The following is a 16,166-nucleotide window of genomic DNA, read 5'->3' on the forward strand; positions in this document are numbered from 1 at the left end:
GGTTTGCTGGATTGCTGCTCTTGTCACTCAAATCAACGGAGATTTCTTAAATGAAAAAGACTCTGCTCGCTGCCGCCCTGCTCGCCGGTTTCGCCGGTGTCGCCCAGGCAGAAACGTCTGTCACCCTGTACGGCATCATCGATACGGGTATCGGCTACAACAAGATCAGCGGTGGTCCCGATGCCATGAACGGCAGCCGTTTCGGCATGATCAACGGCGTCCAGAACGGTTCGCGCTGGGGTCTGCGTGGTTCGGAAGACCTGGGTGACGGCCTGCGCGCTGTTTTCCAACTGGAATCCGGCTTTGATTCGGGCAATGGCAAGTCGGCTCAAAACGGCCGCCTGTTCGGTCGCCAAGCCACCGTCGGTCTGGCCAGCGACAGCTGGGGTCAACTGGACTTCGGTCGCCAAACCAACATCGCGTCGAAGTACTTCGGCTCGATCGATCCGTTCGGCGCTGGCTTCGGTCAAGCTAACATCGGCGTCTCGATGAGCGCTGCCAACACGAACCGCTACGACAACATGGTCATGTATCAGACCCCGTCGTTCAGCGGCTTCCAGTTCGGCGTTGGCTACTCGTTCAATGCTGATGACCAGAACGCGGACCAAACCGGCTGGAAGACTGCCGACAACACCCGCGCCATCACGACCGGTATTCGTTACGTTAACGGCCCGTTGAACGTCGCTCTGACGTACGACCAGCTGAACCGTTCGAACAAGGCCATCCTGGGCGACGAAGATGCTACCCCGCGTATGTACGCCATCGGTGCGTCGTATGACTTCGAAGTCGTGAAGCTGGCTTTGGCCTATGGCCGCACGACCGACGGCTGGTTCGCTGGTCAAGGCACGAACAGCGGCACCGGTTCGCTGAGCATCGGCACCAACATCTTCGCCGACGGCTTCAAGGCCAATTCGTACATGGTCGGCCTGTCCGCCCCGATCGGCGGCGCAAGCAACCTGTTCGGTTCGTGGCAGATGGTTGACCCCAGCAACGACCGTATCAACGGTGCTGAGACGATGAACGTCTTCTCGCTGGGCTACACCTACGACCTGTCCAAGCGCACCAACCTGTACGCTTACGGTTCGTACGCCAAGAACTACGCCTTCCTGGAAGACGTCAAGTCGACCGCTGTCGGCGTCGGTATCCGCCACCGCTTCTAATCCAACGCAGGGCGCAAGCCCTGTCTGGATTCAAAGCGCAAGCGAACGAACGGGCTTCGGCCCGTTCGTATAAAGCCACCTTTCGGGGTGGCTTTTTTTCGTCCGACCCGGCGGTTTTTTAGCGTTCCGCAGGTGCTTGTCAGGTGAGTCCTGTATCCTTCGGGTTCTCTGTCCAAGACTGCGATTGTTCCATCTGAGGAATGCAGTCTTTCACCCGTTATTCAAGCTACAGAGTTCAGCCGGAAGTAACCACGCGAATGCTACAATCCTAAGGTTTGCGCATTTGACGGACGCCTGAATGAACCTGCAACAGTATTTTCCCGTCCTGCTGTTTATCGTAGTGGCCACCCTTATCGGGTTCGCGCTTCTAACGGCCGGCTCCCTCCTTGGCCCGCGGCGTCCTTACGCTGAGAAGCTGTCGCCCTATGAGTGCGGCTTCGAAGCGTTTGAAGACGCCCGCATGAAGTTTGACGTGCGCTACTACCTGGTGGCGATTCTGTTCATTCTTTTCGACCTGGAAATCGCGTTCCTGTTCCCGTGGGCCATCGCCCAAGGCACAGTCGGGCTCGTCGGTTTCTGGACGGTCATGGTTTTCCTAGCCGTGTTGACCGTCGGCTTCATCTACGAATGGAAAAAGGGCGCGCTGGACTGGGAATGACCCCTCCGGGTTTTTTCACAGCACGCTATCAGAGACGAATATGGCTATAGACGGCATTCTCAAGCAAGGGTTCATCACAACCAGCGCCGACAAGTTCCTTAATTGGGCGAAGACCGGCTCCATGTGGCCCATGACCTTCGGTCTGGCCTGTTGCGCGGTTGAGATGATGCACGCGGGCGCGGCCCGCTACGACCTGGACCAGTTCGGCATCATCTTCCGGCCCAGCCCGCGTCAGTCCGATCTGATGATCGTCGCTGGCACGCTGTGCAACAAGATGGCGCCGGCGCTGCGCAAGGTTTACGACCAGATGCCTGAGCCGCGTTGGGTGGTTTCCATGGGCTCCTGTGCCAATGGCGGCGGCTACTACCACTACTCGTATTCGGTGGTTCGTGGCTGCGATCGGATCGTACCGGTAGACGTCTACGTGCCGGGCTGCCCGCCCACGGCCGAGGCGCTGGTCTACGGCTTGCTGCAAATGCAGAACAAGATCCGTCTGACCAACACGATTGCGCGCTGAGCCTTCGCCCCGCCTGCGGCAATCGTTGCCGCAGGCCTTGCGAATCCAGCGTATCGGTTCACCTAAGCGTACAAGATGATGACCAGGCTCGAAACCCTGAAAAACAATTTGCAGACCACCCTCGGCGCGGATATCGCGCTGACCGAGGCGTTGGGCGAGCTGACGCTCGAAGTGCCCGCGCCGCAGTGGTTTGCCGTCTGCAACAAGCTGCGCACCGAAGCCGGCTTGCGCTTTGAAACCTGTATCGACCTCTGTGGCGTCGACTACCTGACGTGGGGCAACGGCACCCGCCAGCTGCCCGAGGAAACCAGCACCAAGATCCACCGCGCGCGCTTCGCCGTGGTGATCCACCTGCTGTCGATCGAGAACAACTGGCGCCTGCGTGTCCGCACCTGGGCCACCGACGACGAGTTCCCGATCATCGCGTCGCTGATGGAATGCTGGCCGACCGTGGGTTGGTTCGAACGCGAAGCCTTCGACCTGTACGGCATCGTCTTCGAAGGCCACCCGGACCTGCGCCGCATCCTGACCGACTACGGCTTCATCGGCCATCCGTTCCGCAAGGACTTCCCCTTGTCCGGCACCGTCGAAATGCGTTACGACCCCGAACAACGGCGCGTCATCTACCAGCCGGTCACGATCGATCCGCGCGAGATCACCCCGCGCGTGGTCCGCGAAGACTCCTACGGCTTGGGGCGTTAAATCATGGCAGAAATCAAGAACTACACGCTCAACTTCGGCCCTCAGCATCCGGCCGCGCACGGTGTGTTGCGCCTGGTGCTGGAACTGGACGGCGAAGTCATCCAGCGCGCCGACCCGCACATCGGGCTGTTGCACCGTGCCACCGAAAAGCTGGCCGAACACAAGACATACATCCAGGCGCTGCCCTACATGGACCGCCTGGACTACGTGTCCATGATGTGCAACGAGCACGCTTACGTCATGGCCATCGAAAAGCTGCTGGGCGTCGAAGCCCCGTTGCGCGCCCAGTACATCCGGGTCATGTTCGACGAGATCACGCGTCTGTTGAACCACTTGATGTCGCTGGGTTCGCATGCGCTGGACGTTGGCGCCATGGCCGTGTTCCTGTACGCCTTCCGTGAACGCGAAGACCTGATGGACTGCTACGAAGCCGTCTCAGGCGCGCGCATGCACGCGGCCTACTACCGTCCGGGCGGCGTCTACCGCGACCTGCCGGACACGATGCCGCAGTACGGCGACTCCAGCAAATACCGCGGCGACAAAGAAATGCGCTTGATGAACGACGCGCGTTCGGGTTCGCTGCTGGACTTCATCGAAGACTTCACCAACCGCTTCCCGGCCTGCGTCGACGAGTACGAAACGCTGCTGACCGACAACCGCATCTGGAAGCAGCGCCTGGTGGGCATCGGCGTGGTCGATCCCGAACGCGCCAAGGCACTGGGCTTTACCGGCCCGATGCTGCGCGGCTCGGGCGTCGCCTGGGACTTGCGCAAGACGCAGCCCTACGAAGTCTATGACTTGCTCGATTTCGACATCCCCGTAGGTGTCAACGGCGACTGCTACGACCGCTATCTGGTCCGCATCGCCGAAATGCGTGAAAGCAATCGCATCATCCGCCAGTGCGTGGAATGGCTGCGCAACAACCCGGGTCCGGTCATGATCGAGAATCACAAGATCGCCCCGCCATCGCGCACCGCCATGAAGACCAACATGGAAGAGCTGATTCATCACTTCAAGCTCTTCACCGAAGGTTTCCACGTGCCTCCGGGCGAGGCGTTTGCCTCGGTGGAGCACCCGAAGGGCGAATTCGGCATCTATCTGGTGTCGGATGGCGCCAACAAGCCTTACCGCCTGAAGATTCGGGCCCCCGGCTTTGTCCACCTGCAAGCGCTGGACGAAATGTCGCGCGGTCACATGATCGCCGACGCCGTCACCATCATTGGTACGCAGGACATCGTTTTCGGCGAGATCGATCGCTGATCCGCCCAGACAGTCACGAGCACGCCCGCATAACCCGGATTCAAACTATGCTGCTTTCCGAACAGGCCTACCAGAAAATCGACCGAGAACTCGCGAAGTTCCCGGCCGACCAGCGGCAGTCCGCCATCATGGCCTCGCTTGCCATCGCGCAAGAAGAGAAGGGCTGGTTGGCTACCGAAACTATTGAAGATGTGGCCAATTACATTGGCGTCCCGCCCATCGCGGTGCAGGAAGTCGCCACGTTCTACAACATGTTCGACGTCAAGCCCGTCGGCAAGAACAAGATCGCCGTCTGCACGAACTTGCCCTGTGCCTTGCGCGATGGCGATCGTGCCGGCGAATACCTCAAGCGCAAGCTGGGTGTCGACTACCGTCAAACCACCGCCGACGGCCAGTTCACGCTGGTTGAAGGCGAATGCATGGGCGCTTGCGGCGATTCCCCCGTGCTGATCGTGAACAACAAGCATATGTGCGTGCGCATGACCGACGAGAAGCTGGACGCGCTGGTCGCGGCCCTCAAGGTGCAAGGAGAGTCGGCATGAACGCGCCCGACCTGTACAAGCAGTTCGCGCAAGGGCTGGATCCCAATCCGCTGAACGACGTGTCCAATTCGATGTGCCTGCATGGCCGGCACATCCAGCCGCAGATCATGGCTGACGTCGACGGCGCCAACTGGCGCCTGGCCGACTACGTCAAGCGCGGCGGCTACGAAGCCCTGAAGAAGATCCTCACCACCGGCATGAAGCCGGAAGACGTGATCGCTGAAGTCAAGGCGTCGGGTCTGCGCGGCCGTGGCGGCGCGGGCTTCCCGACCGGCCTGAAGTGGAGCTTCATGCCGCGCGCCTTCCCGGGCCAGAAATACCTTGTCTGCAACTCGGACGAAGGCGAGCCGGGCACGTTCAAAGACCGCGACATCCTGCGCTTCAATCCGCACATCGTGATTGAAGGCATGGCCATCGCGGCCTACGCCATGGGCATCAGCGTCGGCTACAACTACATCCACGGCGAAATCTTCGAAGTGTATGAACGCTTCGAAGAAGCGCTGGAAGAGGCGCGCGCCGCCGGCTTCCTGGGCGACAAGATCCTGGGTTCCGACTACAGCTTCCAGCTGCACGCGTTCCACGGTTACGGCGCCTACATCTGTGGCGAAGAAACCGCGCTGCTGGAATCGCTGGAAGGCAAGAAGGGCCAACCGCGCTTCAAGCCGCCGTTCCCGGCCAGCTTCGGCCTGTACGGCAAGCCCACCACGATCAACAACACCGAAACGTTCGCGGCGGTGCCGTGGATCATCCGCAATAGCGGCCAGGCCTACCTGGAAGTCGGCAAGCCGAACAACGGCGGCACCAAGCTGTTCTCGATCACCGGCGACGTCGAACGCCCCGGCAACTACGAGATTCCGCTGGGCACCCCGTTCTCGACCCTGCTGGAACTGGCGGGCGGCATGCGCGGCGGCAAGAAACTGAAGGCCGTGATCCCTGGCGGGTCCAGCGCCCCGGTGCTGCCGGCCGACATCATCATGGAATGCACGATGGACTATGACTCCATCGCCAAGGCCGGCTCGATGCTGGGCTCTGGCGCTGTGATCGTCATGGACGAAACGCGCTGCATGGTGAAGTCGCTGCTGCGCCTGTCGTACTTCTATTTCGAGGAAAGCTGCGGCCAGTGCACGCCGTGCCGCGAAGGCACCGGCTGGCTCTACCGCATGGTGCACCGCATCGAAAATGGTCACGGCCGTCCGGAAGATCTGGACTTGCTGGACAACGTGGCAGGCAACATCATGGGCCGCACCATTTGCGCCCTGGGTGACGCCGCCGCCATGCCCGTCCGTGGCTTTCTCAAGCATTTTCGCGACGAATTCGCGCACCACATCGAGCATAAGTCTTGTGTGGTCCCGCAATATCTGTAGGTCTCAGGAACAGCAATGGTTGAACTAACCGTCGACGGCAATCAGGTCGAAGTGCCCGAAGGCAGCATGGTCATGCATGCCGCTCAGAAAGTCGGGCTTTACGTGCCGCATTTCTGCTACCACAAGAAACTGTCCATCGCGGCCAACTGCCGGATGTGCCTGGTTGAAGTGGAAAAAGCGCCCAAGGCGCTGCCCGCCTGCGCCACGCCCGTGACCAACGGCATGGTCGTCCACACCTGCTCTGAAAAGGCTCGCGCCGCTCAGAAGTCGGTGATGGAATTCTTGCTCATCAATCACCCCCTCGACTGCCCGATCTGCGATCAGGGCGGCGAATGCCAGCTGCAGGACCTGGCCGTGGGCTACGGTGGCTCTTCCTCGCGTTACCAAGAGGAAAAGCGCGTCGTCTTCCACAAAGACCTGGGTCCGCTGGTTTCCGCCGAGGAAATGAGCCGCTGCATCCACTGCACCCGCTGCGTGCGCTTTGGCCAGGAAATCGCCGGCGTCATGGAGCTCGGCATGCTGGGCCGTGGCGAACACTCCGAGATCACGACGTTCGTCGGCCGCTCGATCGAGTCCGAACTGTCGGGCAACATGATCGACATCTGTCCGGTGGGCGCGCTGACCTCCAAGCCCTTCCGCTATAGCGCGCGTACCTGGGAACTGGCCCGCCGCCGTTCGGTCAGCCCGCACGACAGCCTGGGCGCCAACCTGGTGGTCCAGGTCAAGGGCGACCGCGTCATGCGCGTGGTGCCGTTCGAAGACGAAGCCATCAACGAATGCTGGATCAGCGACCGCGACCGCTTCTCGTATGAAGGCCTGAACAGCGACGACCGTCTGTCCGCCCCGATGATCAAGGGCACCGATGGCAAGTGGCAGGAAGCTTCCTGGGCCGATGCGCTGCAAGCCGTCGCCCAGGGCCTGTCGCGCGTGCGCGACAGCTTCGGCGCTGGCCAGATCGGCGCGCTGGCGTCCGAATACGCCACCACCGAAGAATATGCGCTGCTGGGCCGTCTGGTCCGCGCGCTGGGCTCCGAGAACATCGACTTCCGCCTGCGCCAGACCGACCCGGCCTTTGACGCCGCGTTGACCGGTGCGCCGTGGTTGGGCATGCCCATCGCCGAACTCGACAACCTGGACCGCGTCCTGGTCGTCGGCTCGTTCCTGCGCAAGGACCATCCGCTGATGGCGCAGCGCCTGCGCCAGGCGGCCAAGCGCGGCACGCAGATCCTGATGGTCGACAGCGCCGCTGACGATCCCCTGATGCCCGTCGCCGCCCGCATTACCGTGGCGCCGTCCGAGCTGCCGCGCGCGCTGGCCGAAGTGGCCGTTGCCCTGGCGCAAGCCAAGGATCAGGCCGTCCCGGCCGAATTCGCCTCGGTCACCCCGGGCGAAAATGCCAAGATCATCGCCGCCAGCCTGGCTTCCGGCGCCAACACCGCCGTGCTGATGGGCAACCTGGCCGTGGCCAGCGCGCAGGCATCGACGCTGGCCGCCAACGGCCGCGCCGTGGCCGATCTGGCCGGCGGCAAGTTCGGCTTCCTGACTTCCGGCGGCAACACCGTCGGCGGTTACCTGGCTGGCGCCATTCCGGGCAAGGGCGGCAAGACTGCCGCCGAGATGCTGGCGGAACCGCTGAAGGCCTACATCGTGCTGCACGCCGAGCCGCTGCTGGATGCCGACAACGGCCAGCAAGCGATCGCCGCGCTGCGCGGCGCGCAATTCGCCGTCGCCTTGACGCCGTACCGCTCGGCTGCCGCCGAATGGGCCGACGTCATGCTGCCGGTGTCGCCGTTCACCGAAACCTCGGGCACGTTCGTCAACGCGCAAGGCTTGGCCCAGAGCTTCAAGGGCACGGTCACGCCGTTGGGCCAGACGCGTCCGGGCTGGAAAGTCCTGCGCGTGCTGGGCAACGTCCTGCACCTGGCCGGCTTTGACGACGAGACCTCGGAATCCGTGCGCGACGCCGCACTGGCCGGCGGCATCGAAGGCCGCTTGTCCAACGACGTCAAGGCGCCGCTGGGCTTGGGCCAGGCTGCAAGCGGCCTGGAACGCGTGGCCGACGTGCCGATCTACCGCACCGACGCCATGGTCCGCCGTTCTGAACCGCTGCAAGCGTCCCCGGCCTCGAAGAAGCCGGCCGCCGCCATGAACGGCCGCACGCTGACCAGCCTGGGCCTGACGGCCGGGGTCAAGGTTCGCGTCGCGGGCGCCCAAGGCGCCGTCGAACTCGAAACCGTGCAGGATGATGCCGTGGCCGATCGCGCCGTGCGCATTTCCGCAGCCTTTGAAAACACCGCAGCCCTGGGTGGCGCATTCGGTCAACTCAGCGTGGAGCGTGCCTGATGGAATGGCTTAATGTTCTTGAGAGCCACGGGCAGGCGTTGCTGGGCCCGACGGTCTGGATGGTCCTCTGGACCCTCATCAAGATTGTGATCATCGCCGTGCCGATCATTCTGTGCGTCGCGTACCTGACGTACTGGGAACGCAAGATGATCGGCGCCATGCACGTGCGCGTGGGCCCCAACCGCGTGGGCTTCAAGGGGTTGCTGCAACCGTTTGCCGACGTGTTCAAGCTGTTGACGAAGGAAGTCGTCGTCCCCAGCCAGGCCAATAAGGTGTTGTTCGTCGTGGCCCCCGTGGTCACGCTGATGCCTGCGCTGGCTGCCTGGGCCGTGGTGCCCTTCGGCCCTGAAGTGGTGTTGGCCAACGTCAACGCCGGCCTGCTGTACATCATGGCCATCACCTCGATCGGCGTCTATGGCGTGATCGTGGCGGGCTGGGCGTCGAACTCCAAGTACGCGTTCCTGGGCGCCTTGCGCGCCTCGGCACAGATGCTGTCGTACGAACTGGCCATCGGCTTCGTGCTGGTGACGGTGCTGCTGGTGTCCGGCAGCCTGAACATGTCCGAGATCGTGAACGTCCAGAACCGCGGCTGGTTCGCCGACAAGGGCCTGACGTTCATGTCGTGGAACTGGCTGCCGCTGTTGCCGCTGTTCGTGATCTACGTGGTCGCGATCGTCGCCGAAACCAACCGTCACCCGTTTGACGTGGTGGAAGGCGAATCGGAAATCGTGGCCGGCCACATGGTCGAGTACTCGGGTATGGCCTTCGCCCTGTTCTTCCTGGGTGAATACGCCAACATGATCCTGCTGTCCTGCATGGCGTCGATCATGTTCCTGGGCGGCTGGGCTTCCCCGATCGATATCGCGCCGCTGACCTGGATCCCGGGTTGGATCTGGCTGGGTCTGAAAACGTTCGTCGTGGTCTCGTTGTTCGTGTGGTTCCGCGCATCGTTCCCGCGCTACCGCTATGACCAGATCATGCGTTTGGGTTGGAAAATCTTCATCCCGCTGACCGGCGTTTGGCTGGTCGTGGTGGCGATCTGGATGCAGACGCCCTGGAACATTTGGCGCTAAGCCGCCAAGCAGAGGCAGGATATGGAAGCGATCAAAGATTTCTTCGGCAGTCTGATGCTGACCGAGTTGCTCAAGGGCATGCGCCTGACGGGCAAGTACTTTTTCAAGCGCAAGGTCACCTTGCGCTATCCGCAGGAAAAAACGCCTACGTCGGCGCGTTTCCGCGGCCTGCACGCCTTGCGCCGCTACCCCAACGGGGAAGAGCGCTGCATCGCGTGCAAGCTGTGCGAAGCCGTGTGTCCGGCCTTGGCGATCACCATCGAATCGGACCAGCGCGATGACGGCACCCGCCGCACCACGCGTTACGACATCGATCTGACCAAGTGCATTTTCTGCGGCTTCTGTGAGGAAAGCTGCCCCGTGGACTCGATCGTGGAAACCCATATCCACGAATACCACGGTGAAAAGCGCGGCGACCTGTATTTCACCAAAGACATGCTGCTCGCCGTGGGCGACCGCTACGAAGCCGACATCGCCCGCCGCCGGGCCGACGACGCTCCTTACCGTTGAAGCCCAGGGTCTGATCCATGACTTTTACCACTGTCCTTTTCTACATACTGGCCGCCGTGCTGGTGATCGCGGCGTTCCGCGTGATCACCGCGCGCAGCCCCGTCACCGCGGTCCTGCACCTGATCCTGGCGTTCTCGAACGCCGCCATGCTCTGGATGCTGCTGGGCGCCGAATTCCTGGCGTTGCTGCTGGTGCTGGTGTACGTGGGCGCCGTGATGGTGCTCTTCCTCTTCGTCGTGATGATGCTGGACATCCGCATGGACACCATGCGCCAGGGCATGAAGACCTACCTGCCTTTGGGCCTGGTGATCGGTCTGGTGCTGGTGCTGGAAATGTCCTTCGTGCTGGGTACCACCTGGTACGGCTCGGGTCCGCAAGCGCCGGTTGCCGGCGATTACAACAACGCCCGCGCGCTGGGCGAAGTCATGTACACCCAGTACGTCTACGCCATTGAAGTCGGCGCCGCCTTGCTGCTGGTCGGCATGGTCGCCGCGATTGCGCTGACCCTGCGCCGCCGCCGCGACGTGAAGTACAACGACCCGGTGGCCGCCGTGCGCGTTCGTTCGAAGGATCGTTTCCGCATGGTGAACATGCCCGCCCAGAGCGACCGGGCCCAGGCCAAGCGCGACGCCGCCAACGGCGTTGCCGCTGCGCCCCAAGGAGAAAAAGAATGACGCTGACGCTGGCCCACTATCTGATCCTTGGGGCGATCCTGTTCGCCATCGGGATCTTCGGCATCTTCCTGAACCGCCGCAGCCTGATCATTCTCTTGATGTCCATCGAGCTCGTGCTCCTGGCCGTCAACATGAACTTCGTGGCGTTCTCCAGCTGGTTCGGCGACACCGCCGGCCAGGTGTTCGTGTTCTTCATCCTGACCGTGGCCGCCGCTGAAGCGGCGATCGGCCTGGCCATCCTGGTGCTGCTGTTCCGCAACCTGAACACGATCAACGTTGACGAACTCGATCGCCTGAAGGGCTGACGGGGTATTGGAAGAAAATGTCTAGCTCACCCAATCTCTACTTGCTCATCGCGCTGGCACCGCTGGCCGGAGCAATTCTCGCGGGCCTTTTCGGCACCGGCTTCCTGGGCCGTCCCATCGGCCGCCGCGCGTCCCACGTCATCACCATCCTGGGCGTGCTCATCTCCGCCATCGGTTCGGTGGTGGTGCTGGCCGACGTGCTGAACGGCCTGCGCTTCGACGGCGCGGTCTACACCTGGAGCCTGATCGGCAAGACCAAGCTGGAAATCGGCTTCCTGATCGATCCGCTGTCGGCCATGATGATGGTCGTGGTGACCTCCGTGTCGCTGATGGTGCACATCTACACCATCGGCTACATGGCGGATGATCCCGGCTACCAGCGCTTCTTCTCGTACATCTCGCTGTTCACGTTCTCCATGCTGATGCTGGTGATGTCGAACAACATGGTGCAGCTGTTCTTCGGCTGGGAAGCGGTGGGCCTGGTGTCATACCTGCTGATCGGCTTCTGGTACACCCGCCCCACGGCGATCTTCGCCAACATGAAGGCGTTCCTGATCAACCGCGTCGGCGACTTCGGCTTCGTGCTGGGCATCGGCCTGTTGTTCGCTTATGCCGGCACGATGCACTACGGCGAAGTATTCGCCCAAGCCGACAAGCTGGCCGCGATGACCCTGCCGGGCTCGGACTGGATGCTGCTGACGGTGGCGTGTATTTGCCTCTTCATCGGCGCCATGGGCAAATCGGCCCAGGTTCCGCTGCACGCCTGGCTGCCTGACTCGATGGAAGGCCCGACCCCGATCTCGGCGCTGATCCACGCCGCCACCATGGTGACGGCCGGCATCTTCATGGTCGCGCGCTTCTCGCCGCTGTTCGAACTGTCGGACGTGGCGCTGTCGTTCATCATCGTGATCGGCGCCATCGGCGCGCTGTTCCTGGGCATCCTGGGCATCATCCAGACCGACATCAAGCGCGTCGTCGCGTACTCCACGCTGTCGCAGCTGGGCTACATGACGGTGGCGCTGGGCGCGTCGGCCTACTCGGTGGCAATCTTCCACCTGATGACCCACGCGTTCTTCAAGGCGCTGCTGTTCCTGGGCGCGGGTTCGGTCATCATCGGCATGCACCACGATCAGGACATCCGCAACATGGGCGGCCTGCGCAAGTACATGCCCATCACCTGGATCACGTTCCTGCTCGGCACGCTGGCCCTGGTCGGCACGCCGTTCTTCTCGGGCTTCTACTCGAAAGAGAACATCATCGAAGCCGCCGGCCACGCTAACGTCTGGGGCGCAAGCTTCGCGTACTACGCCGTGCTGATCGGCGTGTTCGTGACGTCGCTGTACTCGTTCCGCGTCTACTTCCTGGTCTTCCATGGCAAGGAACGCTTCGACACCACCGACCACGGTCACGGTCATGGTCACGACGACCATGCCCATGACGACCACGGTCACGACGACCATGGCCACGGCCATCATGGCGGCAAGCCGCATGAATCGCCCTGGGTGGTCACGCTGCCGCTGATCCTGCTGGCGATCCCGTCGGTGCTGGTCGGCGCATGGGCAGTGGACCCGATGCTGTTCGGCAAGTTCTTCAACGGCGTCATCACGGTGCTGCCGCAGCATCCGGCGATGCACGAACTGAACGAAGAATGGCACGGCTGGGTCGCCTATGGCCTGCATGCCTTCCAGACCCTGCCGTTCTGGCTGGTCGTGGCGGGTTTCGTCATCGCCTGGTACTGCTACCTGATCAACCCCAAGGTTCCGGCCGCGATCAAGTCCAACTTGTCTGGCGTGAACAAAGTGCTTGAGAACAAGTACTACGTGGATTGGGTCAACGAGCAGATCATCGCTCGTGGCCTGCGCGCGCTGGGCCGTGGCCTGTGGAATACCGGCGACCGCGGCATCATCGACGGCCTTCTGGTCAACGGTAGCGCCCGCGTGGTGGGCTGGGTGGCAGCGGTCAGCCGTCACCTGCAGTCCGGCTTCATCTATCACTACGCGTTCGCGATGATCATCGGCATCATGGCGCTGGTGACTTTCTTTGTGCTGATTCCCCAATGATGGCAAGCGAGATGGCATCCAACACTTTCCCCTGGCTCACGCTTGCGATCTTTGTCCCGATCGTATTCGGCCTGCTGGTGCTGGCGGTGGGCCGTGACGACCGTCCCGGTCTGACGCGCGGCCTGTCGCTGGCTGGCGCCTTGGCCGGTTTCCTCGTCACGATCCCGCTCTACACCGGTTTCGACTCCACCACGGCTGCCATGCAGTTCGTGGAGAAGGCCTCCTGGATCGAGGCTTTCAACGTCAATTACCATCTGGGCATCGACGGCATTTCGCTGTGGTTCGTTCTCTTGACCGCCTTCATCACCATCATCGTGGTGCTGGCGGGCTGGGAAGTCATCACCAGCCGCGTGGCGCAGTACATGGCCGCCTTCCTGATCCTGTCGGGTCTGATGGTGGGCGTGTTCGCGGCGCTGGACGGCATGCTGTTCTACGTGTTCTTCGAAGCCACGCTGATCCCGATGTACATCATCATCGGTGCGTGGGGCGGCGATAACCGCATCTACGCGGCATTCAAGTTCTTCCTGTACACGCTGATGGGTTCCCTGTTGACCCTGGTCGCGTTCATCTACCTGTGGCACGCCTCGGGTGGTTCGTTCGACATCCTGACCTGGCACAAGGTCAAGCTGGGCCAGACCGAGCAGATCCTGATCTTCGTGGCGCTGCTGGCGGCATTCGCGGTGAAGGTGCCGATGTGGCCCGTCCACACGTGGTTGCCGGACGTTCACGTTGAAGCGCCCACGGGCGGCTCCATCGTGCTGGCCGCGATCATGCTGAAGCTGGGCGCCTACGGTTTCCTGCGCTTCTCGCTGCCGATCACGCCGGATGCCTCGCACAGCCTGGCCGGCCTGATGATTACGCTGTCCTTGATCGCGGTGATCTACATCGGCCTGGTGGCGATCATCCAGGAAGACATGAAGAAACTGGTGGCCTACTCGTCCGTGGCCCACATGGGTTTCGTGACCCTGGGCTTCTTCATCTTCAACACGGCCGGCATCGAAGGCGCCATCGTGCAGATGATTTCCCACGGTTTCGTGTCGGGCGCCATGTTCATGTGTATCGGCGTGCTCTATGACCGCATGCACTCGCGCCGCATCGCCGATTACGGCGGTGTGGTCAACGTGATGCCGCGTTTCGCCACGTTCTTCATCCTGTTCTCGATGGCCAACAGCGGCTTGCCGGCCACCAGCGGTTTCGTGGGCGAGTTCATGGTGATCATGGGCGCGGTCGAGCACAACTTCTGGATCGGCTTGTTGGCGGCTACCGCCCTGATCCTGGGTGCTGCGTATTCGCTGTGGATGGTCAAGCGCGTGGTCCTGGGCGACGTCGCCAATGACCATGTGCGCGAACTGACCGATATCAACCGCCGCGAATTTGTGATTCTTGGCGTGATGGCGATCGCCGTGTTGTACATGGGGATCTATCCCAAGCCCTTCACCGACGTGATGCACGTGTCGGTCGAGGCCCTGCTGCAACACGTTGCCGTCTCGAAACTGTAAGACAAGACAATGATGCAATCCCAAATCGATTTCGCCCTGGCGACACCGGAAATCCTCCTGCTGGTTTTCGGCCTGGCTATCCTGCTCGTCGACGCGGTCAGCAATCACCCTGAGCGCAAGCCCACGTTCTTGCTGACCCTGCTGGCATTGGGCGTGCTGACCGTCGTGTCGGCCTTCCAATGGAAAAACGGCGTTTCGGGCGCGACGTTCCACGGGCTGTACGTCACCGACGAACTGTCGCACCTGTTGAAAATCGCGTCCTATATCGCGGTGGGCGCCACGCTGGTCTACGGCCGCGTCTATGCGCAGGTCCGCGACATGCTCAAGGGCGGCGAACTCTACGTGCTGACGCTGTTCGCGCTGCTGGGCCAGATGGTCATGATCTCCTCCGGGAACCTGATCTCGATCTACCTGGGCCTGGAGCTGATGTCGCTGGCGCTGTATGCGCTGATCGCGCTGCGCCGCGACGACGTCGTGGCCACCGAAGCCGCCATGAAGTACTTCGTGCTGGGCGCGTTGGCCTCGGGCTTCCTGCTGTATGGCATGTCGATGGTCTATGGCTCCACGGGCCACCTGGACCTGGCCGAGATCTCCAAGGTCATCGCCGCCGGCAAAGCCGAGAAGATGGCGCTGGTGTTCGGCATTGTGTTCCTGGTGTCGGGCCTGGCGTTCAAGCTGGGCGCGGTGCCGTTCCACATGTGGGTGCCGGACGTCTACCAGGGTTCGCCGACCGCGGTCACGCTGATCCTGGGCGGCGCGCCCAAGCTGGCAGCCTTCGCCATCACGCTGCGCCTGCTGGTGGACGGTCTGCATGGCCTGGCCGCCGACTGGCAGCCGATGCTGATGATCCTGGCCGTGCTGTCGCTGGCCATCGGTAACCTGACCGCCATCGCGCAGACCAACTTCAAGCGCATGCTGGCCTATTCGACCATCTCGCACATGGGCTTCGTGCTGCTGGGCCTGATGTCGGGCTCGGTCGCGGGCAAGCCGGAACTGTCATCCGCCGCCTATGGCGCGTCGCTGTTCTACATGCTGACCTACGTGCTGACCACGTTGGCCAGCTTCGGCATTGTGCTGCTGCTGTCGCGCCAGGGCTTCGAATGCGAGCAGATCGACGACCTGAAGGGCCTGAATCGCCGTAGCCCGTGGCATGCCGCCATCGTGCTGCTGCTGATGTTCTCCTTGGCCGGGATTCCGCCGCTGGTGGGCTTCTACGCCAAGCTGGCCGTGTTGCAAGCGCTGATCAGCGCCGGCCACGTCACGCTGGCCGTGATTGCCGTGCTGTTCTCGCTGATTGGCGCGTTCTACTACCTGCGCGTCGTCAAGGTTGTGTACTTCGACGAACCGGCGGCCGACGCCGCACCGATCGCCGCCACCTGCGGTCAACGCGGGCTGTTGTCGATCAACGGCGCCATGATGCTGGTGCTGGGCTTGCTGCCGGGCGGCCTGATGGCGCTGTGCGTCCAGGCCATCCGGTCGTCGCTGTCCCTGTAATCGGA

General features: G+C 62.4%; 15 protein-coding genes. All 15 read left to right on the plus strand.

Annotated features, from left to right (window positions below):
• Positions 1-50: 50 nt before the first annotated feature.
• On the plus strand, positions 51-1,160 hold the full coding sequence (locus ACI0FO_RS02190) for a porin (protein ID WP_416023805.1): 1,110 nt from the start codon (positions 51-53) through the stop codon (positions 1,158-1,160).
• A gap of 298 nt (positions 1,161-1,458) precedes the next feature.
• Complete coding sequence (locus ACI0FO_RS02195) at positions 1,459-1,818, plus strand: NADH-quinone oxidoreductase subunit A (protein ID WP_006217959.1); 360 nt, start codon at positions 1,459-1,461, stop codon at positions 1,816-1,818.
• 40 nt (positions 1,819-1,858) lie between these two features.
• Positions 1,859-2,335 (plus strand): NuoB/complex I 20 kDa subunit family protein, encoded by a 477-nt coding sequence (locus ACI0FO_RS02200; protein ID WP_006217960.1) that lies wholly within the window; start codon positions 1,859-1,861, stop codon positions 2,333-2,335.
• A 75-nt stretch (positions 2,336-2,410) separates the two neighbouring features.
• Positions 2,411-3,037, plus strand: coding sequence for an NADH-quinone oxidoreductase subunit C (locus ACI0FO_RS02205; RefSeq protein ID WP_105555161.1), 627 nt, complete (start codon positions 2,411-2,413; stop codon positions 3,035-3,037).
• Positions 3,038-3,040: 3 nt separating this feature from the next.
• Positions 3,041-4,297, plus strand: coding sequence for an NADH-quinone oxidoreductase subunit D (locus tag ACI0FO_RS02210; RefSeq protein ID WP_105555160.1), 1,257 nt, complete (start codon positions 3,041-3,043; stop codon positions 4,295-4,297).
• Between the two features lie 47 nt (positions 4,298-4,344).
• Positions 4,345-4,839 (plus strand): NADH-quinone oxidoreductase subunit NuoE, encoded by a 495-nt coding sequence (nuoE, locus tag ACI0FO_RS02215; RefSeq protein ID WP_006217963.1) that lies wholly within the window; start codon positions 4,345-4,347, stop codon positions 4,837-4,839.
• The gene (gene nuoF / locus ACI0FO_RS02220) at positions 4,836-6,203 is read left to right on the plus strand and encodes an NADH-quinone oxidoreductase subunit NuoF (protein WP_088138982.1); all 1,368 of its coding nucleotides are present in this window, start codon (positions 4,836-4,838) and stop codon (positions 6,201-6,203) included. Before nuoE ends, nuoF begins: the two co-directional genes overlap by 4 nt.
• A 15-nt stretch (positions 6,204-6,218) precedes the next feature.
• A complete protein-coding gene (nuoG, locus tag ACI0FO_RS02225; RefSeq protein WP_416023809.1) occupies positions 6,219-8,546 on the plus strand; it encodes an NADH-quinone oxidoreductase subunit NuoG in 2,328 nt (775 codons plus the stop codon).
• Positions 8,546-9,619, plus strand: coding sequence for an NADH-quinone oxidoreductase subunit NuoH (gene nuoH / locus ACI0FO_RS02230; protein ID WP_088587944.1), 1,074 nt, complete (start codon positions 8,546-8,548; stop codon positions 9,617-9,619). Before nuoG ends, nuoH begins: the two co-directional genes overlap by 1 nt.
• Before the next feature lie 21 nt (positions 9,620-9,640).
• Complete coding sequence (gene nuoI / locus ACI0FO_RS02235) at positions 9,641-10,129, plus strand: NADH-quinone oxidoreductase subunit NuoI (RefSeq protein ID WP_416023811.1); 489 nt, start codon at positions 9,641-9,643, stop codon at positions 10,127-10,129.
• Positions 10,130-10,146: 17 nt separating this feature from the next.
• Positions 10,147-10,803, plus strand: coding sequence for an NADH-quinone oxidoreductase subunit J (locus ACI0FO_RS02240; RefSeq protein ID WP_416023813.1), 657 nt, complete (start codon positions 10,147-10,149; stop codon positions 10,801-10,803).
• Positions 10,800-11,108 (plus strand): NADH-quinone oxidoreductase subunit NuoK, encoded by a 309-nt coding sequence (nuoK, locus tag ACI0FO_RS02245; RefSeq protein ID WP_416023814.1) that lies wholly within the window; start codon positions 10,800-10,802, stop codon positions 11,106-11,108. Before ACI0FO_RS02240 ends, nuoK begins: the two co-directional genes overlap by 4 nt.
• Before the next feature lie 17 nt (positions 11,109-11,125).
• Positions 11,126-13,168: an NADH-quinone oxidoreductase subunit L gene (gene nuoL, locus ACI0FO_RS02250; RefSeq protein WP_416023815.1), complete on the plus strand. Its 2,043-nt coding sequence runs from the start codon at positions 11,126-11,128 to the stop codon at positions 13,166-13,168.
• Entirely contained in the window at positions 13,165-14,667 is a 1,503-nt protein-coding gene (locus ACI0FO_RS02255) for an NADH-quinone oxidoreductase subunit M (protein ID WP_416023816.1), read from the plus strand. The genes nuoL and ACI0FO_RS02255 overlap by 4 nt, the downstream gene beginning before the upstream one ends.
• Positions 14,668-14,676: 9 nt before the next feature.
• Positions 14,677-16,161: an NADH-quinone oxidoreductase subunit NuoN gene (nuoN, locus tag ACI0FO_RS02260; RefSeq protein WP_416023818.1), complete on the plus strand. Its 1,485-nt coding sequence runs from the start codon at positions 14,677-14,679 to the stop codon at positions 16,159-16,161.
• Positions 16,162-16,166: the final 5 nt, after the last annotated feature.

This window comes from Achromobacter marplatensis, assembly GCF_049060505.1.
In the GTDB taxonomy this organism is placed as follows: domain Bacteria; phylum Pseudomonadota; class Gammaproteobacteria; order Burkholderiales; family Burkholderiaceae_B; genus Achromobacter; species Achromobacter marplatensis_A.

Bases quoted from the DNA above. Each gene is read 5' to 3' on its own strand.
- ACI0FO_RS02240 (WP_416023813.1), top strand. From the start codon at position 10,147: ATGACTTTTACCACTGTCCTTTTCTACATACTGGCCGCCGTGCTGGTG.
- ACI0FO_RS02190 (WP_416023805.1), top strand. From the start codon at position 51: ATGAAAAAGACTCTGCTCGCTGCCGCCCTGCTCGCCGGTTTCGCCGGT.
- nuoK (WP_416023814.1), top strand. From the start codon at position 10,800: ATGACGCTGACGCTGGCCCACTATCTGATCCTTGGGGCGATCCTGTTC.
- ACI0FO_RS02195 (WP_006217959.1), top strand. From the start codon at position 1,459: ATGAACCTGCAACAGTATTTTCCCGTCCTGCTGTTTATCGTAGTGGCC.
- ACI0FO_RS02255 (WP_416023816.1), top strand. From the start codon at position 13,165: ATGATGGCAAGCGAGATGGCATCCAACACTTTCCCCTGGCTCACGCTT.
- nuoF (WP_088138982.1), top strand. From the start codon at position 4,836: ATGAACGCGCCCGACCTGTACAAGCAGTTCGCGCAAGGGCTGGATCCC.
- ACI0FO_RS02205 (WP_105555161.1), top strand. From the start codon at position 2,411: ATGATGACCAGGCTCGAAACCCTGAAAAACAATTTGCAGACCACCCTC.
- nuoN (WP_416023818.1), top strand. From the start codon at position 14,677: ATGATGCAATCCCAAATCGATTTCGCCCTGGCGACACCGGAAATCCTC.
- nuoI (WP_416023811.1), top strand. From the start codon at position 9,641: ATGGAAGCGATCAAAGATTTCTTCGGCAGTCTGATGCTGACCGAGTTG.
- nuoL (WP_416023815.1), top strand. From the start codon at position 11,126: ATGTCTAGCTCACCCAATCTCTACTTGCTCATCGCGCTGGCACCGCTG.
- ACI0FO_RS02200 (WP_006217960.1), top strand. From the start codon at position 1,859: ATGGCTATAGACGGCATTCTCAAGCAAGGGTTCATCACAACCAGCGCC.
- nuoG (WP_416023809.1), top strand. From the start codon at position 6,219: ATGGTTGAACTAACCGTCGACGGCAATCAGGTCGAAGTGCCCGAAGGC.
- ACI0FO_RS02210 (WP_105555160.1), top strand. From the start codon at position 3,041: ATGGCAGAAATCAAGAACTACACGCTCAACTTCGGCCCTCAGCATCCG.
- nuoE (WP_006217963.1), top strand. From the start codon at position 4,345: ATGCTGCTTTCCGAACAGGCCTACCAGAAAATCGACCGAGAACTCGCG.
- nuoH (WP_088587944.1), top strand. From the start codon at position 8,546: ATGGAATGGCTTAATGTTCTTGAGAGCCACGGGCAGGCGTTGCTGGGC.